The following is a 19102-nucleotide window of genomic DNA, read 5'->3' as shown; positions in this document are numbered from 1 at the left end:
CGTCTCCTAGATTTGGCTGGGGTTTGACGATGCCGCCGGATTACGGCGTGCAGCACGCACCTGCATACGCAACCGGTCCGGACCGCAGGCGTTTTCGCCAGCATTAGAACTGCCAAATGTTACGGCTTCTTCCTCCCAGATGCGGTCGAGAGCGGCCAGATCGTCGGGATCATCCTCTTCCTGGCGCAGCAATTCACCCAACAGCTTCTCATCGGGCTTCACGCGGCCAAGATGCGAAAGTGCAGCAAACGCATTAGCATAGATCGAGCGCCGCTTGCGCAGGCGTTCGCCGATGGCTGTGGTGATGTGTGCAGTCTGCGCCAGCAGATCGTGGATTTCTTCCGGCGAACGCGTCGACAAAAATTCAAAAAACAGCGGCAGATAATCCGGTAGTTCCTTGGCATCAATGTCGAAGCCATTTTCCTCATACATCTTCAAAAGATCGACCATTGCCTGACCGCGATCGCGGCTTTCGCCATGCACATGCTCAAACAGATGCAGCGACAGCGCGCGGGTGCGATCAAAAAGATGCACATAACGCTCCTGCGCCTCATAGAGATCGCCTTTGCAAAGATCATCGATCAGATTGTCGAGTAGCTTCTGGATTCCGGGCGAAAGACTTGGGTCGCTGGCGACAGCAGCTTTCAGTTCCTCCCGTCCAGACTGCACATCCTTCGAAGGATAGGACAGCAGAAGCGATATGATTTTCAGAGCCTTGTTCATTATGCCTGCTCCCTGAAAATGTCGGTCGGTGTCTGCACGACCTTCTGACGCTTGGCACCGAATAGGTCTTCCGTGGAAGAACCACCCGAGCAGCCATTGCCAAAGGTGAAGCCACAGGAACCATGCAGATCATAGGCATCTTCTGTGACTTCGCGATGCGTTGTTGGGATGACGAAACGATCCTCATAATTGGCAATTGCCATCAGCTGATACATTTCCTCGATCATGCCGCTACTCATGCCGACGCGATCAGCAATTGCTTCATCAATGACGCCATCAATGGTTTTGGTGCGCATGTAGGAGCGCATGGCCAACATGCGTTCAAGCGCCGAGATAACCGGCTCTTCCTTACCAGCGGTCAGAAGATTGGCGAGATAACGGACCGGAATACGCATCGAGCGAACATCCGGCAGCGGACCATCCATGCCAAGCTTGCCCGCAGCAGCAGCCGACTGAAGCGGCGAAAGCGGTGGCACATACCAGACCATTGGCAGCGTGCGATATTCAGGATGCAGCGGGAATGCGATCTTCCATTCCATGGCCATCTTGTAGACCGGGGAATGCTTGGCAGCTTCCAGCCATGCATCCGGCACACCATCCTTGCGCGCCTGTTCAATCACTTTCGGATCGTTCGGGTCGAGGAAGATGCTAAGCTGTTCTTCGTAGAGATCCTGCTCGTTGGCGGTTGATGCTGCTTCCGAAATCCGGTCGGCATCATAAAGAATAACACCGAGATAGCGGATGCGACCGACACAGGTTTCCGAGCAGACAGTTGGCTGGCCTGCTTCAATACGCGGATAACAGAAAATGCACTTCTCGGACTTGCCGGAACTCCAGTTGTAATAGATCTTTTTGTAAGGGCAGCCGGAGACGCACATGCGCCAGCCGCGGCATTTTTCCTGATCGATCAGAACAATGCCATCATCCTCGCGCTTGTAAATTGCACCCGAAGGACAGGCTGCAACACAGGTCGGGTTGAGGCAGTGCTCGCAGAGGCGAGGCAGATACATCATGAAGGTGTTTTCGAACTGGCCGTAGATTTCCTTTTCCACGCCCTCGAAATTGTAGTCCTTCGACCGTTTGGCGAATTCGCCACCGAGAATTTCTTCCCAGTTCGGACCCCATTCGATCTTCTCCATGCGTTCGCCGGAAATCAGCGAGCGTGGACGGGCGGTCGGCATAGTCCTGCTTTCGCCTGCCGTCTGCAAATGCCCATAATCGTAGTCGAACGGCTCATAATAGTCGTCGATTTCAGGCAGATCTGGATTGGCAAAGATTTTAGCAAGAATGCGCCATTTCGCACCCATCTTGGGTTCGATCTTGCCGTTCTTCTTGCGGACCCAGCCGCCATTCCACTTCTTCTGGTTTTCCCACTCTTTCGGGAAACCAATACCGGGCTTGGTTTCAACATTGTTGAACCAGGCATATTCAACGCCTTCACGGCTGGTCCAGACGTTTTTGCACGTCACAGAGCAGGTGTGGCAGCCGATGCACTTGTCGAGATTGAGCACCATGCCAATTTGCGCGCGGATTTTCATTCTGCTGCCTCCTTTGCCACTGGTGTCTGGGGCAATGTCGCTTTGCTTTCGTCGAGCGGACCTTCCATCCAGTCGACCTTGTCCAGTTTGCGCACCACGACAAATTCGTCGCGGTTTGCACCGACGGTGCCGTAATAGTTGAAGCCATAGGACTGATGGGCATAACCGCCGATCATGTGGGTTGGTTTGGTGATGATGCGCGTGACCGAGTTATGAATGCCGCCGCGCTGCCCCGTCAGAGGCGATCCAGGCGTATTCACGATCTTTTCCTGTGCGTGATACATGAAGATCGTGCCGTCCTTCATGCGCTGAGACACAACCGCACGCGCCACGATAGCACCGTTTGCGTTGTAAACTTCCACCCAGTCATTATCGACCAGACCTGCCTTCTTCGCATCCGGCTCCGAAATCCAGACGACCGGACCACCACGATTGAGCGTAAGCATCAAAAGGTTGTCGGAATAGGTCGAGTGGATGCCCCATTTCTGGTGCGGCGTAATGAAGTTCAGCACGAGATGCGGTTGACCGTCTGCCTTTTCACGAATGGCAGGATTGACCGTCTTGGTGTCGATTGGCGGACGATAGACGCAGAAGCCTTCACCGAAAGCGCGCATCCACAAATGATCCTGATAAAGCTGCTGACGGCCTGTCAGCGTGCGCCATGGGATCAGTTCATGCACATTGGTATAGCCAGCATTGTAGCACACACTTTCCGATTCAAGACCGGACCATGTCGGCGATGAGATGATCTTGCGCGGCTGTGCCACGATATCGCGGAAGCGAATTTTCTCGTCTTCCTTCGGTATCGCCAGATGGCTGTGATCGCGTCCGGTGAACTTCGACAGCGCTTCCCAGGCCTTCACCGCCACTTCGCCATTAGTTTCGGGGGCAAGCGACAGAATGACTTCCGTTGCATCAATGTCAGTCATGATACGCGGGCGACCTTCGGTAGCACCAGGCTCATGAACCTTGCCGTTGAGCTTGCCGAGAAGCTCTACCTCGTGATCGGTGTTCCAACCGATGCCCTTGCCGCCATTGCCGAGCTTTTCAAGCAATGGACCAACCGATGTATAACGCTTGTAGAGGTTCGGATAATCACGCTCGACCACAACAATATTTGGCATGGTCTTGCCGGGGATCGGTTCGACTTCGCCTTTCTTCCAGTCCTTCACGTCAAACGGCTGCGAGAGTTCACCAGCCGTATCGTGAAGGGTCGGAACGAGAACCACATCCTTCTCAACACCCAGCACTTCGGGTGCCACATCCGAGAATTTCTTGGCGATGCCTTTGAAGATTTCCCAGTCGCTGCGTGCTTCCCATGCAGGATCAGCAGCACTTGAAAGTGGATGAATGAAGGGATGCATGTCGGAGGTGTTGAGATCGTTCTTCTCGTACCAGGTGGCAGTCGGCAGAACGATGTCCGAATAAACGCAAGTCGTGGACATGCGGAAATCCAGTGTCACCAGCAGATCGAGCTTCCCTTCCGGTGCCTGATCGTGCCAGACGGCTTCCTGAGATTCCTGCGCGCCTTCCGGACCGAGATCCTTGCCGAGCAGGCCGTTCGATGTCCCGAGCAGATGCTTGAGGAAATACTCGTGGCCTTTACCCGACGAACCCAACAGATTGGAACGCCAGACAAACATGTTGCGCGGCCAGTTTGCCTCATTGTCGGGGTCCTCACAGGACATGTTGAGACTGCCGGATTTGAGCGCTTCAGCAACAAAATCCTTGGCCTCTTTGCCCGATGCCGCCGCCTGCTTGGATACTTCAAGCGGGTTGGTTTGCAATTGCGGTGCCGACGGCAGCCAGCCCATACGTTCAGCGCGGATATTATAATCGTGGAATGTACCGTCCCATGAACCTTCCGGTGCGGTTGGCGACAGGATGTCATTGACCTTAACCGTCTCGTAGCGCCACTGATCGGTATGCGCGTAGAAGAATGACGTCGAGTTCATATGGCGGGGTGGACGGTTCCAGTCGAGTGCGAAGGCAAGCGCTGTCCAGCCGGTCTGCGGACGCAGTTTTTCCTGTCCGACATAATGGCTCCAACCGCCGCCCGACTGACCGATGCAGCCGCACATCACCAGCATGTTGATGATGCCGCGATAGCTCATATCCATGTGGTACCAGTGATTGAGACCTGCACCCAGAATGACCATGGAGCGTCCCTTGGTCTTCTCTGCATTATGAGCAAATTCGCGCGCAACAGCGATGATCTGATCCTGCGGAACGCCGGTGATCTTTTCAGCCCAGGCAGGCGTGTAAGGCAGGCCTTCATCAAAAGCTTTCGCCGAGTTCTTGTCGCCAAGACCACGATCAAGACCATAATTGGCCGCGAAGAGATCGAAAACGGTGGCGACCATCGTGTCACCGTCTGCAAGCTTTACCTTTCGGGCTGGCACCTTGCGCACCAGAATGCTGTCATGATCGGTACCTTCAAAGAAATCGTGTTCTCGATTGCCGAAATAAGGAAACGCCACATCGGCAACCGCATCGTGATCACCCTTGTCGATGAAGCTCTTTGCCAGCTCAACATCGTGGCCTTTGCCGTCTTTTTCTTCCAGATTCCACTTGCCGTCTTCACCCCAGCGATAGCCGATAGAACCACCGGGAGCGACGTAAGATGCAGTCTTCTTGTCGAAGGCCACCGTCTTCCAGTCCGGATTGTTGCTTTCGCCAAGTGTATCGACAAAGTCGGAAGCGCGGATGAAGCGGTCCGGCACATAATGACCGTCCTTTTTGCTGAGACGAACCAGCATTGGGAAGTCAGTGTATTTGCGGCAATAGTCCTCAAAATACTCCACCTGTCGATCAAGATGGAACTCGCGCAAAATGACATGGCCAATCGCCATGGCAAGTGCAGCATCTGTGCCCTGTTTCGGATGCAACCACAGATCGGAGAATTTGGCGGCTTCCGAGTAATCCGGTGACACCACGACCGATTTTGCGCCCTTATAACGGGCTTCGGTGTAAAAATGCGCATCAGGTGTGCGGGTCTGCGGAACGTTTGAACCCCAGAGCATCAGGAAGCCAGCATTATACCAGTCAGCGGATTCAGGAACGTCTGTCTGTTCGCCCCATGTCATCGGCGAGGCAGGCGGCAAATCGCAATACCAGTCATAAAACGACATGCAGACGCCACCAAGCAGCGACAGATAACGTGAGCCGGCTGCATAAGACACCATCGACATGGCGGGGATCGGCGAGAAGCCGATCACGCGGTCAGGGCCATAGGTCTTGGCTGTATAGGCGTTGGCGGCTGCGATGATTTCGTTGACTTCATCCCAGGTCGCACGGACGAAACCGCCAAGGCCACGCACCTTCATATAATCGGAGCGCTTTGCCGGATCCTGCTGGATCGCAGCCCATGCACCGATCGGGGTCTTCACCGCACGTTCCTTGCGCCAAAGCTTGAGCAGACGCGAACGGATCAGCGGATATTTCACGCGATTGGCCGAATAAATATACCAGCTGTAGCTTGCACCACGCGGGCAGCCGCGTGGCTCATGATTGGGCAGATCAGCGCGGGTCCGCGGATAATCGGTCTGCTGGGTCTCCCAGGTGATGATGCCGCCCTTGACATAGATCTTCCATGAGCAAGACCCAGTGCAGTTCACTCCATGGGTTGAGCGGACAATTTTGTCATGCTGCCAGCGCTTGCGATAGGCATCTTCCCAGTCACGGTTTTCAACCGTGGTAACACCATGCCCTTCGGAAAAGGTGTCCACATTCTTTCTGGCAAGAAAGTTTAGCCGGTCGAGGAGTAGGCTCATAATATTGTCCTCTCAATCCATTCATTAAGTGGCAGGCGCGGATGGAAAGCAGCTTTCCGCCTTCCCCGCGCTGCCTTTGTGGTCAGGCAGCAGCGGTCGCAGGTTTGCGATTGTGCTCGACGTCATAGAGGAGGCCACCTTTTCGGGTGTAGACGGCCCAGGTGATGATGAGGCAGCTCACATAGAAGATCAGGAATGCCCACAGAGCTGCTTCCGGTCCGCCCGTCATACTGATGGACGTGCCGTAGCCTTTCGGAATGAAGAAGGCACCAAAAGCAGCAATGGCCGATGTGAAACCGGTGATGGCAGCGGATTCCTTGCTGGCTTCCAGACGACGTTCTTCAGCGCTTGCCTTGGGCATCAGGCGGTCCATTTCCTTCGACATGATCGCCGGGATCATCTGGAAGGTGGAGGCATTGCCGATACCTGTTGCGAAGAACAGCAGAACGAAGGAAGCGAAGAAGCCGCTGAATGCATAGGGCTGATCTTTGATGCCGACGAACCAGAGCACGCCGCTCACGCCGATCATCATAAGGACGAAAGCCCAGATGGTTACGCGTCCGCCGCCATATTTATCGGCAAGCCAGCCCGAGCCCGAACGCGATAGTGCGCCGACCAAAGGTCCAAGGAATGCGTAATGCAGCGCATTAACTTCCGGGAACAGAATGTTGGTCAGGAGCGGGAAGCCAGCCGAATAACCAATGAAGGAGCCGAATGTACCGGTATAGAGCCAGCACATCAGCCAGTTATGCTTGCGGCGGAAAATGACGGCCTGATCCGCAAAGGATGCCTTTGCCGATGCGATATCATTCATGCCGAACCAGTTGGCAAAGGCAGTGATCACGATGAAAGGCACAAAGAAGAAGCCAGCATTCTGCAACCAGAGCGGCGAGCTGCCAGTCTCGGTGGCCACAAAAGCCGGATCGCCACCAAGCTTGCCGAAGATGCCAGCGGTAATAACCAGCGGAACGACAAACTGTACGACACTGACACCTAGATTGCCGAGGCCTGCATTGAGGGCTGCCGCATTGCCTTTTTCCGCCTTGGGAAAGAAGAAGGAAATGTTTGACATGGAGGAGGCGAAGTTGCCGCCACCAAAACCGCAGAACAGAGCGAGCAGCAGGAACACGAAGTAAGGCGTATTCGGATTTTGCACCGCATAGCCAATGCCTATGGCCGGGATAACCAGTGACCAGGTGGTCAGTGTGGTCCAGAGACGACCGCCGAAAATCGGCACCATGAAAGAATAGAAGATGCGCAGCGTTGCGCCCGAAATGCCGGGAAGTGCTGCAAGCCAGAACAACTCGTCCGTGGTGAACTTGAAGCCAACCAGCGGCAGCTTTGCAACAACCACCGACCAGACCTGCCAGATCGCAAATGACAGCAAGAGCGCTGGAATAGAAAGCCAGAGATTGCGCTTGGCAATATGCTTGCCTTTCTGTTCCCAGAAGGTCTTGTCTTCCGGTTCCCATTCAGTCAGCACGGCATCGCTCTTGCGGGCGGGCTTGATTTCAGCCTTTTTCAAGCCCTGCAGTTCTGCAAAAGCTGGAAGTTCCTCCGTTGCCTTGCCCTGTGCTGCGCGTTCCATCTGGCGGATCGAAACATGCATCCAGGCAAACGAGACTGCGACGATGACGAACAGCAGCATGAAGCAGCTTGTCCATAGACCTGTGAGATCAAGCAGAACACCAAACAGGATTGGCAGGATGAAGCCGCCGAGGCCACCGATCATGCCGACGAGACCGCCGACCGCGCCAACATTATCGGGATAATAAACCGGGATGTGCTTGAAGACCGCAGCCTTGCCCAGCGCCATGAAGAAACCGAGGATAAAAACGGAAACCGTGAAGCCGACCACGCCCATTTCTGCCGTGAAACGCAGCGGACCATTATCGCTCTGGATGATGTATTCCGTTGGTGGGTAAGAGAGAATGAAGGTGGCGACGAGAGCAACGAGGAAGGTCCAGTACATGACCTTGCGCGCACCATAAACGTCAGACAGATGACCGCCATAGGCGCGGAACAGACTTGCCGGGATAGAGAAAAAAGCTGCGATCATACCCGCATAGCGAATATCGACGCCATAAACATGGATCAGATATTGCGGCAGCCATAGCGCCAGCGCTACGAACGCACCAAAAACAAAGAAGTAATAGAGTGAGAAGCGCCAGACCTGAATATTCTTGAGCGGTTCGAGTTCCAGAAGCGTGCTGACGGGCTTTTCACCCGTGCGCTTGCGCTCAAGCTGAACCGGATCATCGCTGGTGGTAAAATAGAAGATCAGCGCCATGACGACCATCGCCGCTGCCCAGATTTCGGCAACCGCATGCCATCCAAGCGCAACCATGACCATTGGTGCGAAAAATTTCGTGACGGCCGAACCGACATTACCGGCGCCAAAAATACCAAGGGTCGTGCCCTGCTTTTCCGGCGGATACCAGCGCGAGACATAAGCAACGCCAACCGAGAATGAACCGCCCGCAACACCAACACCCAGCGCTGCAATCAGCATCTGAGGATAGGTCGTTGCATAGGTCAGGAAATAGGTGGCGACAGCTGAGATCAGCATGGTCAGCGTAAAAATCGCGCGTCCGCCGTAGCGGTCAGCCCAAATGCCGAGAATGACACGGATCAGCGATCCCGTAAGGATCGGCGTGCCAACCAGCAAGCCGAACTGCGTTTCACTCAGACCGAGATCAGCGCGGATCTGTATGCCAATGATTGCGAAAATGGTCCAAACGGCGAAGCAGACTGTAAAGGCAATCGTGCTCATCGTCAGAGCAGTAGTCTGCTTACGGTGGGAAGCCCCCGGGACGTGTGGCATAGGCGTACTCCGAATTGAATACCATGGAAGGTTTCGTTTGCACTTATGCGGCGTCTGTCTGTTGAATACATTGATTAGGATCAATATTTGATAATCAATCAAGGGTTTTTGTAGTTAATAGTCATCATATGCTGAAAATAGATTTAGTTTTATGACACAATTGATAAAATAATACTTGATGATTGATATTTATCAAGACTTTTGCTATAATAAAACTAGAGATGAAAGGTAAGGTTTTAATGCGCGATGAGGATATCCTGGTTCTAAAGACGCTTCCGCTCTTTCTTGGAATGCGGGATAAGACTTTTGAGTTCCTCATAGCTCCCAGCTTTGCGCAATCCTTTCCGCCGCGAACCACCTTGATTGAAGAAAACCAGCCGTCTGATTTTCTCTTTGTCGTGCTCGATGGACTGGTGCTTATGTCTGCCCGCTCCGAAGAAGGTGAAACGGCACTGGAAGTTCTGCGCTCAGGTGATGTTTTCATCCTGGCTGCGTCGTTAAACAATGATGTGTGTTTGCAAAGCGCACATACATTGACCGCCGCGCGCGTCTTGATGATCCCGTCATCGCTCGTTCGCTCCATGATGAGCGAAGATTCAGGCTTCATGCAGGCTATCGTTTTCGAGCTGGCACGGTCTTACCGACGGCTTGTAAAAGAGCTGAAGACGCAGAAATTACGCAATAGTGTACAGCGGTTAGCCAACTGGATCGTTAAGGAATCGCTCGCCAATAACGGAACGGATGTCGTTACCATTCCTTATGAAAAACGCATCCTGGCGGCCTATCTCGGCATGACGCCAGAGAACCTGTCGCGCAGCTTTGCCAACCTTGGCGCACATGGTGTGAGCGTGCAGGCATCAGCCGTTAAAATTATCGACTATGACAAACTTCTGGCATTTGCATCACCCTCGCCCCTGATCGATAAGGAAGAGCCGGTGCGAGGGACTGACCAAGGCCTCTGATCGTGCTGATCGAAAGCTATCCCGCCAGCATTCGATAGATTGCGGGCAAAGCAATCGGCAATTTCGCGAGCTTTTCAACCATTGCAAAGCCTCCGTGGCCGAAGAGAGCAGGCAGATAAGCATTTGCCTCGCGGTCAACCGTCACGGCAAAGACGTTGACGCCTTTGGCACGCGCTTCATTTGCCGCCCGTCGGGTATCTTCCAGTGCAAAGCGCCCTTCGTAATTATCGACATCATTCGGCTTGCCATCGGTTAGAAGCAGCAGAAGTTTCTTGCGATTGTGCTGCTCGGTTAACTTTGCCGTGGCGTGACGCATGGCGGTACCCATACGCGTATAAAAACCCGGCTTGAGCGCAGCGATGCGATGCTCAACAGTCGGGCTGAAAGCCTCGTCGAAATCTTTCACCGTTTCTACACGCACCCATGAGCGTCGCCGCGACGTGAAGGTCAGGATCGAACAGCGATCACCGCAGGCAGCGATGCCATTGGCCAGAACCAGCAACGCTTCCTTTTCCACATCAAGCACCCGACGGTTATCCACCCAGGCATCAGTGGAAAGCGAGACATCGACAAGGATCGTCACCGCAAGATCATTGGCCTGAGGACGGCTCATCAGATGCACACGTTCGCTGCCCTGCCCACCGGCTGCAAAATCACAACGCGAACGCACCACGGCATCAAGATCAAGATCATTACCGTCGAGTTGTGCGCGCATCATTTCGCGCCCGGGTCGCAAAACTTCAAACTGACGCCGGACCTTTCGTACAAGGCTGCGCGCCTCGTCATCCAGTTTAAGCGCGTCATCGTGATCCTGCACAGGTGCCACCAGCACACTACAATGATCCTGCAAATAGGTCGCTTTGCGATAATCCCATTCAGGATAGGTCAGTTTGGCGGTAAGCACACTGTGGTCGACCGCCTCTGGTGGGAGATCGAGGTCAAAGCGAAAGCGTGACGCGGGTCTGCCCTTGCGTTCACCCAGTGTCAGATCATCGAGCTCGTCAGCCGACTTTGCATTCTGCTCGTCGCTGTCATCCGAAGGCCGATCAACACTGACCATTTCCGCCATGGCAAGAATTTTCTCAAAGCGATTGAGAATGAACGGGCTTCTATCAGCAAATCGCGGATCTTGCTGCTCACGCTGCGCTATCTGGCGGCCTGTTTCCGAACCTTCGGCCAGGGAGTCGCGCACGGGTTCATCTTCTGCGTTCCGCGATGCTGTTTCATCGCGACGGATCAACCCCGGCCAAAGCGGCACCGGAAGGAGCGGCAGATAGCCCGCAGGCGCGCGATGGGGGAAAATCGTTGCAAGGCTGAAGTCAGGCAGCCCGGCCCCTTCTTTCAACAAGGAAAGAACCCGATCTTCGACAAGCTGTTCGAGTTGATTAAGCCGTCTATTTGGCCGCGCATCCAGCACCGCATCGCAGAGCCGCGCATAGCGATCTTCAAGCCCCGGAAACAATTGGCAGGCTTTTGCCGCCGTTACTGCAGCCATATCGAGCGCCGCCAGGTCGCGGCGCAACGGGTCATCAGGAACAGCACTCATGTCGGTGGGCATGATCGCCATATAGCCCGCGAGCCAGACATAGAGATCGTAATTCAGTGTGCGATCAGGAAAGAGCGCAATCTCGGACGGCAACATCAGCGTTGCTTCATCGCGCAAAGGGTGGCTGAGTTTTTCCTCCCCCAGAGCCATACGCTGCCGCAAGCCAAGCCGATGCCCGGAAGTTCTTGCGCGTGCTGGCGCAATCTGCACTGCAACATCGCCGCCAAAACCACGGAAGCAGATGGCAAGCCTCTGGCGAATGTCGGCAAGCCTTACCGCTTGGTCGGGATATTGCGGCCAAGATCCCGTCTTACCAATAAGCCGATGCCAGGCCCGGCCAACGGTTTCTTCAAGCTCCAGAAAATCCAGCATGACATACCCGCCTATTTCAACATCGCATCGGCGATTTCAAGCAATGCTGCCTTCACATCCGGCTCGTCGGTCAGCGGTTCGATCATCGCGGCACGAGCAGCCTCTCGCTGTGACATGCCAGCGTCTATCAACGACGCGCAGTAAACCAGCAGACGCGTGGAAACGCCTTCTTCCAGATCATGTCCTTTCAGGCCGCGCAGACGATGAGCGAGCGCCACAAGCGGCGCAACCTTATGGGCATCAAGTCCGCTTTCGGCGCTCACCACCGCAATTTCCTGATCCTTGGGCAGGAAATCAAATTCGATAGCCACAAAACGCTGGCGTGTGCTTGGCTTCAGTGACTTAAGCAAGTTCTGGTAGCCGGGATTATAAGAAACAACGAGCATGAAATGCTCTGGCGCTTCGAGCAGTTCGCCCGTGCGCTCAAGCGGCAGAACGCGACGATCATCAGTCAGTGGATGCAGAACCACAGCCACGTCCTTGCGTGCCTCAACAATCTCGTCGAGATAGCAAATGCCACCCTCGCGCACCGCACGGGTTAATGGCCCATCAACCCAATGCGTATCCCCGCCTTTTAAAAGATAGCGGCCAGTCAGATCAGCTGCTGCGAGATCGTCATGACAGGAAACAGTTGAGAGCGGCAGACCAAGCTTCGCTGCCATATGGCTTACGAAGCGTGTCTTTCCGCAGCCGGTCGGGCCTTTAAGAAGCAGTGGCAGCTTTCGTTTCCATGCCATTTCAAACAAGGCGCATTCATTGCCAGATGGGCTGTAAGCGGGGATCGATGAATCGATGATTTCAACGTTCTTGAGAATGCTGTTCATGGCCGTCTTCCTTTGGTCAAAGCATTTCCAGCAAAAGTGCGAAGCGGTTTTGCGTGAGGAAAATGCGTGAAAACAAATGATTAGAGCGGCTATAGCTATTCAGTCATGATTGGAGCCGCTCTAAGTGAAGAAGCCTCGCCCGAAGGCGAGGCTTTCGTGTCGATCATTCAGCGGGCTGTACAAAGCCAGATGCGTTTTCCCGGCGTTCCTTGCCTGGAACGAGCATCGCCCAAATGAACATGAAGGCAGAGATTACGACCACGACGCCGGAACCCAGACGTATCCAGTAAAACAGTGCCAGCTGGTCCTGCACGACCATGAAACTTTCGCCCAGTACACGCTGCAGATGGGTCTGCACCACGCCTGCGAAAGTAAGTGCGAAGGTCATGACAGACATCGCCGTACACATCGCCCAGAAGCTCACCATGGAAAGCATCTGGTTATATGGCGCACGTCCGCGCAGTTCGGGGATGGCATAGGCCATGACTGCAAGGTTGAGCATGACATAGGCCCCGAAGAAGGCGAGGTGGCCATGGGCTGCTGTCAGCTGTGTGCCATGGGTGTAATAATTGACGGACGACAGTGTGTGCAGAAAACCCCATACGCCTGCACCGAAGAATGCCATCACCGAGCAACCGATCGACCAGAGCAATGCGGCACGGTTTGGATGTTTGCGACCGGCCTTCCATGTCATCACGAAAGTAAAGATGACCATGGTGAAGAACGGAGCGACTTCCAGCGTCGAGAACAGCGAGCCGATCCACTGCCAATAACCAGGAGCACCAATCCAGTAATAGTGATGACCAGTGCCTAGAATGCCTGAGAACAGGGCCAGACCAACGATCACATAGAGCCATTTTTCGACGACTTCACGGTCGATACCATTGAGCTTAATCATCAGGAAGGCGAGGATCGAAGCCATAATCAGCTCCCACACACCTTCAACCCAGAGATGGATCACATACCACCAATAAAGCTTGTCGATGGCGAGATTGACCGGGTTATAGAAGGCAAAGAGGAAGAACAGAGACAATCCCCACAGACCGAACAACAGAATGTTTGTGACTGTAGTCTTGCGGCCCTTCAAGGCGGTCATGGTAATGTTGAACATGAACATCAGACAGACGACGAGAATGCCGACCTTGATGATGAAGGGCTGTTCAAGAAACTCACGACCTTCATGGATTTTGAAGAGATAACCCACAACGGCAACGCCCGCGGCAACGAAAAACATCCAGAACTGGATGACAGCAAGCTTGGTGCTATAAAGTTCGGTTTCTGTCTCTTCAGGCAGCAGATAATAGGTTGAACCCATGAAGCCCATCAGCAACCAGACGATCAGCGCATTGGTGTGGATCATGCGGACGATGTTGAAGGGCAAAAGCTCGGAGAGCGTGTTGGGCAGGACATAGATCGTACCGGCGAGAACACCGAATGCGACCTGTGCTACGAACAGGACGAGCGCTCCATAAAAATAGAGCATCGCAACCTTTTGGCTTTCATATTTCATATCATAAAACTCCGTTCATCCCGCGCCTCAGCCTGCCTCATTTGGTGGCCAGTCCTGCGTCTTGATGCGGCTTGTCCATTCGAGGAAATCAGCCAGATCGTTGAGTTCCTGTTCGCTCAGGTTGAACTGCGGCATCTGACGACGGCCCTCGATTCCGGTAGGTTGCGCCTGCATCCAGGCTTTCATCGTTTCACGGGCCCCTTCCGGGTCTTCTTCGCCCCCCCAACGCTTCCAGACATTGCCCAGTTCGGGCGCGAAATAGGCGCCCTCACCCAGCAACGTATGGCAGTTGATGCAGGAGTTTTTCTCCCAGATGTGTTTGCCGCGCGCGACTGCATCAGTGAGCGTCGATTCATCCGTGGACGTGGTTTTCATGTAGTAATGGCTATGCGCCGTCAGTCCCACGAAGATCGCGAAAAAGAAAATGGAACCGCCGTAGAAGACGTTTCGGGCGCCGGTCTTGGTTAGGCGTTCTGCCATCCCCTTCGTCCTTTCATTGGCCGAAGGCAGAGCCTCGGCATTCAGAGCGCATTTCGATCCGAATGAACCAGATCAGCGCTCTAAATATTTGTTTTAACGCGCATCTTTGCCCGAAAGCCGTTTCACACTTTTCGGGATGCGCTCTGATCCCCCGTCGATTATGCGGCTCGTCAAACCCCTCACCAGCATCACGGGACTTCATCCTTCTATCGGGCAGGCGAAAGACGTCTTTGCGTTTTGGCAAAGACCACAGCTGTTCTTCAAAGCAGGAAGCGCACTGCGACAGAACGCGCCAGCGCAAGTGTGAGCAAAGCGGCGGGCCACGCGAGCAAGGCAGGCTTGAGCCCGCCTTTGGTGCCGCGCATTTCCATAAAGTCCAGGATGACGAACCAGCCTTTTGCAAAGGCGAGAATCAGCACCACCACAATCGCCATCAACCTTCCATGGCTGAGACTGGCAATCAGCGCGCCAGTGAGCGCAAGAACAAGCAGAATGAAAAGCGTGCGATTTAAAGACATGCGACCTTTGTGTGTCATTCGTTGCCTCACGCAAGATAGAGGACTGGGAACATCACCAGCCATACGAGATCAATGGCGTGCCAAAGAGTAGTGATGAGCAGAACATTGGAAGCGGATGGCCGCCATGCGACCAGCGCCAGAATGATCGATCCAAACAGCACATGCATGAGGTGAAAGCCGGTAAGGAGAAAATAGAGCTCGAAAAATGCGCCTGCCGCTTCATCGCCGACAAACTGCATTTCATGCGAATATTCGATGAATTTGACGACGACAAAAATCAGGCCAAAAAACGCTGCGCACAGCAGCGGATATCGTGCCTCCTTCCCATTATGTCGTCGCCGTACAGCAATTGCTGCCTGCCAGCCGCTCATTAGCAAGACAATTGTATTGGTCGCCGCCAGACCCGGGCTGAGATGCGCCCGCAATTGGGCAACACCTGCAATATCGATGATCGACATCACCAGAAAGGCAATCAGCAAAATTGCAAAGGTGATGAGTTCACTCCAGACGAGAATCCAAAGCAGGAGGTTTTCCCCCGGCTCATCATCCGAAATCGTCGCCGCAAAGGCTGTATCTTCCGTTCCAAGCATGGGTCATGCCTAGACTGAGCGGCCATGCCGTTCTTTGCGTTTTGGCAAAGAAAAATCGCGACCGCAGATGCATTATGCATTTTCAGAGCAAAGGAATATTTCAATGACAGATGCACAGATCGGGCTCATGGTTGCTACACCCGCCATTATCGGCTTCTCGCTCGTTCTTTACCGCATGGGCGCTTTGCAGGGTGCTGGTACGTTGTCGGCCGTTGCAGCATCCATTGTGATCGCCATCGTGCTATTCTTTGGCCAATAGATGAAACCGGACATGACCGCTGGCTCCCCTCTTCATGCAGCCGACATCATTAGGCTGGAAACACACCACAATGCCTTGCTTGAACTGTGCCTGCAGCTCGAAGAAGCTGCGGAAGATGTAACGACCGGCGCCGGTAAAGCATTCGATTATCAGGCACTCGCCAAAGCAATTCCTGCGCTTCTTTCAGAAGCCCATTTGCTGGAAGAGACAGTGCTGTTTCCAGATTTCGACCATCATGCCGGATCGGGCTTTGCAACGGTCGTTATTGAGCGGTTGAAGGCTGAACACCGCTGCGACCGGCTTTCCGCCGAAGAGCTAGCAACAACCCTGCAAGCCATGTCTGAAGGCCGGTGCCCGCTCGCAGCCGATACGGTGGCCTATATGATCCGCGGCTTTCTCGAGAGTTTGCGCCGCCACATCCTCTCTGAAAATCTGATGCTGGAAGCCTTGCTTGCCGCCAAATCGGAAAAGCGGGAAGTGTTTGGATAAGTGACTGCTCAAATTGTCTTTTAGTATTTCCAGCAAAAGAGCGAAGCGGTTTTGCGTCGGATAATGCGTAAAAACAAACAGTTACAGTGGTTCCAACGATTCTTTCTTAACTGGAACCGCTGTAACTGTCCGCATCCGTACAGGACAATTGCCCATCGGGGCCGGTACAATTGCAACCAAGATCACGCAGCAATCCGTCTTTAAGGCCGTAAATCCACCCATGGATAGCAATGCTCTTTCCCTCCTTCCATGCCGATTGCAAAACGGGCGTTCGGGAAAGGCTTTGCACTTGAGAAACGACCGTCAGCTCACAAAGTCTGTTTAACCGCTCTTCCGGCTCCGTTATGGCCTCCAGTTCGGTTTCTGATGCCTGCGCGATATCGCGAACAGGCTGCAACCAATGATCGATTATCCCATGACGATACCCATCCATGGCTGCACGCACGCCACCGCAACCGTAATGACCGCAAACGATGATGTGTTTGATCTCCAGCGTTTCCACCGCAAATTCAAGCACGGAAAGCAGATTGAGATCAGCACGATGAACGAGGTTGGCGACGTTTCGATGGACGAAAACTTCGCCCGGCTGCAAACCCGTTACGACGTTGGCGGGTACACGGCTATCGGAACAGCCGATCCACAGATATTCCGGGCGCTGCATGGCAGACAACCGCCTGAAATAATCAGGGTCTTCCCGCTCTCTTTCCGCAGCCCATTGCCGGTTATGATCGAAGAGATCTGATATCATCCGCAAGTTTCACCTCAGAAATCGTGGTTCAGTGAACATTTCCAGGATCCGCATCATAGTGGAGCACGAACATATCATAATTGATCCAGAACAAGGCCGTTCTGCCTGAGAGCCATTATTCGTCATCTTGTTTGAGATGCAACAAAGCAGCTTCGCATCGATCAGATTAGAAAAGCTCTCATGATGGCGCTGGCTGTCGTCATCATCTTTCGACAATGACGGCCTGGGAAAATTATAATGCCAATTGAACCAGTTTCAGCAAATCCAGTCATCGACGTGCGCACCATTCCGCCTATCACGCGACATGCGACGATCTTTTCTATGATCGATACGCTGGAGCCGGGCGATGCGCTGGAGATCGTCAACGATCACGATCCGGTACCTTTGCGCCGCCAGCTGGAAACGCGGAATCCCGATGAATTTTCCTGGGTCTATAAAGAGAACGGCCCTATCTGGCGTGTCGAAATTGCACGACGCAAGATCCATGGTTCAGACCATGAATGCACTTGCGGCAATCACTAAGCTGTTCTTCATCAAGGTTTGAGATGATCGGTGCCGCGCTTTCCCGCTGGACTTTGTCCTATTTTGCAGCCTCCCTCGCCTTCCTCATAATCGGGGTCGGAATGATGGCAGGCGGCTTTGGCTATCCGTTCCACGGAATTCGGGCACCGGAAACCCTCATTCTCGTCCATATCATCGCGATCGGCTGGCTTGCACTGCTGATGAGCGGTGCGCTGCTACAATTTGTGCCGGTTCTGGTTGCAAAGCCGCTTTGGGGCAGTTCCGCACAACTGCCAGCCCTTCTGCTGCTGCTTTCGGGCCTGATCGGATTGCTTTTGGGCTTCGCAGGCATGGCCGGATTGCTTGAAGATACAATTGCGCTGCTTCCCATATCCGGGCTGCTTTTAATCGCAGGCTTTTCGCTGATCGTTCTGATGCTTGGTGTGACCATCTGGAAAGCACGCCCTATTTCATTGCCAACGCGTTTTGTGGCCGTCGGCATTGGCTGCCTGCTGATCGTTGCCAGTCTTGGCGGGCTTTATACTTTCGTGCTGTCCGGAGCGACGGAGCAGATAATTGCTCTTGAAATCGCCGGATCAACTGTCTCTATCCATGCAGCGCTAGCACTTGGCGGCTGGATGACTTTCACCGCGATGGGTGTGAGCTATCGATTGCTCACCATGTTCATGCTTTCGCCAGACAGCAACACGAAACGAACCAGGCTTCTATGGTGGCTCGGTCTAGCCGCACTGACGATCCTCAGCTTTAGCATCACAGTTTTTGCATTCGGCATCGGTCAGCCAGAGATTGCGCTATCTATCGCACTTGTTCCGGCTATTGCCTGTATTGCTCTTTATGCTCTCGACGTGCGTGCAATCTATCGGCAACGCAAACGCAAAGCGATCGAACTAAACAGCATGGCCAGTATTTCAGCCTTTGCTGCATTGCTGATTTCCATGCTGCTTGCCCTCACGATGCTGTGGACCGGTGTGACAGACCAGATGGTCGCAGCACTCGTTTATCTTTTCGTCTTTGGCTGGCTTTCAGGCCTCAGCCTCGCCCAGCTTTACAAGATCGTTCCGTTTCTCACCTGGCTCGAATGCTATGGCCCTGTCATGGGCCGCGTGCAGACGCCGCGTGTTCAGGACATGGTGCGCGAGCAGAATGCCCGGCACTGGTTCATCCTTTATTATGGGAGCGTTTGGTTCTGCACATTGGCCCTGATCTTCAACCATCTGACTATTTTCAGACTGTCATCCGCACTCAGCCTTATCGCCATTCTGGCTTTGAGCGTTCACTTCTTCCGCGCCCGGCGGCTTCTGGACGTACCAACCAATCTGCGCCTGCCCAATGGCGTGATCCTGCCCAACCTTATTCATGCCGGTGCGCCCGTGCTTAAAGCGCGCCGCGTTTTATCGCAGCCGGGCGACACGCTTTAAGTCTTT

The 19102-nt window shown here is 53.9% G+C and carries 16 protein-coding genes; 5 read left to right on the top strand and 11 right to left on the bottom strand.

Annotated elements, in window-relative coordinates:
• Nucleotides 1-6 precede the first annotated feature (6 nt).
• The 4 genes from narJ to RT142_RS12575 form a co-directional block, all read right to left on the bottom strand.
• Nucleotides 7-723 carry a nitrate reductase molybdenum cofactor assembly chaperone gene (gene narJ, locus RT142_RS12590; RefSeq protein WP_313028940.1) on the bottom strand — a complete coding sequence of 239 codons (717 nt, stop codon included), beginning with the start codon at nucleotides 721-723 and terminating at the stop codon, nucleotides 7-9.
• Nucleotides 723-2261 (bottom strand): nitrate reductase subunit beta, encoded by a 1539-nt coding sequence (narH, locus tag RT142_RS12585; RefSeq protein ID WP_313028939.1) that lies wholly within the window; start codon nucleotides 2259-2261, stop codon nucleotides 723-725. The genes narJ and narH overlap by 1 nt, the downstream gene beginning before the upstream one ends.
• On the bottom strand, nucleotides 2258-6034 hold the full coding sequence (locus RT142_RS12580) for a nitrate reductase subunit alpha (protein WP_313028937.1): 3777 nt from the start codon (nucleotides 6032-6034) through the stop codon (nucleotides 2258-2260). The genes narH and RT142_RS12580 overlap by 4 nt, the downstream gene beginning before the upstream one ends.
• Before the next feature lie 82 nt (nucleotides 6035-6116).
• Nucleotides 6117-8858 carry an MFS transporter gene (locus tag RT142_RS12575; protein ID WP_313028935.1) on the bottom strand — a complete coding sequence of 914 codons (2742 nt, stop codon included), beginning with the start codon at nucleotides 8856-8858 and terminating at the stop codon, nucleotides 6117-6119.
• 239 nt (nucleotides 8859-9097) lie between these two features.
• Between RT142_RS12575 and RT142_RS12570 the strand changes: the two genes are divergently transcribed.
• On the top strand, nucleotides 9098-9820 hold the full coding sequence (locus RT142_RS12570; RefSeq protein WP_313028933.1) for a cyclic nucleotide-binding domain-containing protein: 723 nt from the start codon (nucleotides 9098-9100) through the stop codon (nucleotides 9818-9820).
• A gap of 16 nt (nucleotides 9821-9836) precedes the next feature.
• On the opposite strand, the gene RT142_RS12565 is transcribed toward RT142_RS12570, so the two are convergent.
• The 6 genes from RT142_RS12565 to RT142_RS12540 form a co-directional block, all read right to left on the bottom strand.
• A complete protein-coding gene (locus tag RT142_RS12565; protein ID WP_313028931.1) occupies nucleotides 9837-11738 on the bottom strand; it encodes a nitric oxide reductase activation protein NorD in 1902 nt (633 codons plus the stop codon).
• 11 nt (nucleotides 11739-11749) lie between these two features.
• Nucleotides 11750-12562 carry a CbbQ/NirQ/NorQ/GpvN family protein gene (locus RT142_RS12560; protein ID WP_007877573.1) on the bottom strand — a complete coding sequence of 271 codons (813 nt, stop codon included), beginning with the start codon at nucleotides 12560-12562 and terminating at the stop codon, nucleotides 11750-11752.
• Nucleotides 12563-12725: 163 nt separating this feature from the next.
• On the bottom strand, nucleotides 12726-14072 hold the full coding sequence (locus RT142_RS12555) for a nitric-oxide reductase large subunit (protein ID WP_007877571.1): 1347 nt from the start codon (nucleotides 14070-14072) through the stop codon (nucleotides 12726-12728).
• A 27-nt stretch (nucleotides 14073-14099) separates the two neighbouring features.
• A complete protein-coding gene (locus tag RT142_RS12550; RefSeq protein WP_064321292.1) occupies nucleotides 14100-14552 on the bottom strand; it encodes a c-type cytochrome in 453 nt (150 codons plus the stop codon).
• A 260-nt stretch (nucleotides 14553-14812) separates the two neighbouring features.
• Nucleotides 14813-15088, bottom strand: coding sequence for a cytochrome C oxidase subunit IV family protein (locus tag RT142_RS12545; RefSeq protein ID WP_007877568.1), 276 nt, complete (start codon nucleotides 15086-15088; stop codon nucleotides 14813-14815).
• Between the two features lie 8 nt (nucleotides 15089-15096).
• Nucleotides 15097-15660 (bottom strand): cytochrome c oxidase subunit 3, encoded by a 564-nt coding sequence (locus tag RT142_RS12540; RefSeq protein ID WP_313028930.1) that lies wholly within the window; start codon nucleotides 15658-15660, stop codon nucleotides 15097-15099.
• Nucleotides 15661-15763: 103 nt separating this feature from the next.
• On the opposite strand from RT142_RS12540, the gene RT142_RS12535 reads away from it, so the two are divergent.
• Nucleotides 15764-15919 carry a hypothetical protein gene (locus RT142_RS12535; RefSeq protein ID WP_007877560.1) on the top strand — a complete coding sequence of 52 codons (156 nt, stop codon included), beginning with the start codon at nucleotides 15764-15766 and terminating at the stop codon, nucleotides 15917-15919.
• A 12-nt stretch (nucleotides 15920-15931) separates the two neighbouring features.
• Nucleotides 15932-16408, top strand: coding sequence for a hemerythrin domain-containing protein (locus RT142_RS12530; protein ID WP_105520064.1), 477 nt, complete (start codon nucleotides 15932-15934; stop codon nucleotides 16406-16408).
• Nucleotides 16409-16514: 106 nt separating this feature from the next.
• Here the strand turns inward: RT142_RS12530 and can are convergent, their stop codons facing one another.
• Nucleotides 16515-17156, bottom strand: coding sequence for a carbonate dehydratase (gene can / locus RT142_RS12525; RefSeq protein WP_064321296.1), 642 nt, complete (start codon nucleotides 17154-17156; stop codon nucleotides 16515-16517).
• Between the two features lie 237 nt (nucleotides 17157-17393).
• Here can and RT142_RS12520 point away from each other — a divergent pair, with 237 nt between their 5' ends.
• Nucleotides 17394-17678: a DUF2249 domain-containing protein gene (locus RT142_RS12520; RefSeq protein ID WP_064321297.1), complete on the top strand. Its 285-nt coding sequence runs from the start codon at nucleotides 17394-17396 to the stop codon at nucleotides 17676-17678.
• 23 nt (nucleotides 17679-17701) lie between these two features.
• On the top strand, nucleotides 17702-19096 hold the full coding sequence (locus tag RT142_RS12515) for a hypothetical protein (protein ID WP_313028927.1): 1395 nt from the start codon (nucleotides 17702-17704) through the stop codon (nucleotides 19094-19096).
• Nucleotides 19097-19102: the final 6 nt, after the last annotated feature.

This window comes from Brucella sp. (genome assembly GCF_032066345.1).
In the GTDB taxonomy this organism is placed as follows: Bacteria; Pseudomonadota; Alphaproteobacteria; order Rhizobiales; family Rhizobiaceae; genus Brucella; species Brucella pseudogrignonensis.
Note: the sequence above shows the minus strand (reverse complement) of the source record. Positions and strands in the feature narration are given on the sequence as shown.

What these genes read in the sequence shown, in the direction of transcription:
- RT142_RS12545 (WP_007877568.1), bottom strand. Translation starts at nt 15,088, where the DNA reads ATGACACACAAAGGTCGCATGTCTTTAAATCGCACGCTTTTCATTCTG.
- RT142_RS12550 (WP_064321292.1), bottom strand. Translation starts at nt 14,552, where the DNA reads ATGGCAGAACGCCTAACCAAGACCGGCGCCCGAAACGTCTTCTACGGC.
- RT142_RS12530 (WP_105520064.1), top strand. Translation starts at nt 15,932, where the DNA reads ATGACCGCTGGCTCCCCTCTTCATGCAGCCGACATCATTAGGCTGGAA.
- narJ (WP_313028940.1), bottom strand. Translation starts at nt 723, where the DNA reads ATGAACAAGGCTCTGAAAATCATATCGCTTCTGCTGTCCTATCCTTCG.
- RT142_RS12565 (WP_313028931.1), bottom strand. Translation starts at nt 11,738, where the DNA reads ATGCTGGATTTTCTGGAGCTTGAAGAAACCGTTGGCCGGGCCTGGCAT.
- narH (WP_313028939.1), bottom strand. Translation starts at nt 2,261, where the DNA reads ATGAAAATCCGCGCGCAAATTGGCATGGTGCTCAATCTCGACAAGTGC.
- can (WP_064321296.1), bottom strand. Translation starts at nt 17,156, where the DNA reads ATGATATCAGATCTCTTCGATCATAACCGGCAATGGGCTGCGGAAAGA.
- RT142_RS12555 (WP_007877571.1), bottom strand. Translation starts at nt 14,072, where the DNA reads ATGAAATATGAAAGCCAAAAGGTTGCGATGCTCTATTTTTATGGAGCG.
- RT142_RS12575 (WP_313028935.1), bottom strand. Translation starts at nt 8,858, where the DNA reads ATGCCACACGTCCCGGGGGCTTCCCACCGTAAGCAGACTACTGCTCTG.
- RT142_RS12560 (WP_007877573.1), bottom strand. Translation starts at nt 12,562, where the DNA reads ATGAACAGCATTCTCAAGAACGTTGAAATCATCGATTCATCGATCCCC.
- RT142_RS12580 (WP_313028937.1), bottom strand. Translation starts at nt 6,034, where the DNA reads ATGAGCCTACTCCTCGACCGGCTAAACTTTCTTGCCAGAAAGAATGTG.
- RT142_RS12520 (WP_064321297.1), top strand. Translation starts at nt 17,394, where the DNA reads ATGCCAATTGAACCAGTTTCAGCAAATCCAGTCATCGACGTGCGCACC.
- RT142_RS12540 (WP_313028930.1), bottom strand. Translation starts at nt 15,660, where the DNA reads ATGCTTGGAACGGAAGATACAGCCTTTGCGGCGACGATTTCGGATGAT.
- RT142_RS12515 (WP_313028927.1), top strand. Translation starts at nt 17,702, where the DNA reads ATGATCGGTGCCGCGCTTTCCCGCTGGACTTTGTCCTATTTTGCAGCC.
- RT142_RS12570 (WP_313028933.1), top strand. Translation starts at nt 9,098, where the DNA reads ATGCGCGATGAGGATATCCTGGTTCTAAAGACGCTTCCGCTCTTTCTT.
- RT142_RS12535 (WP_007877560.1), top strand. Translation starts at nt 15,764, where the DNA reads ATGACAGATGCACAGATCGGGCTCATGGTTGCTACACCCGCCATTATC.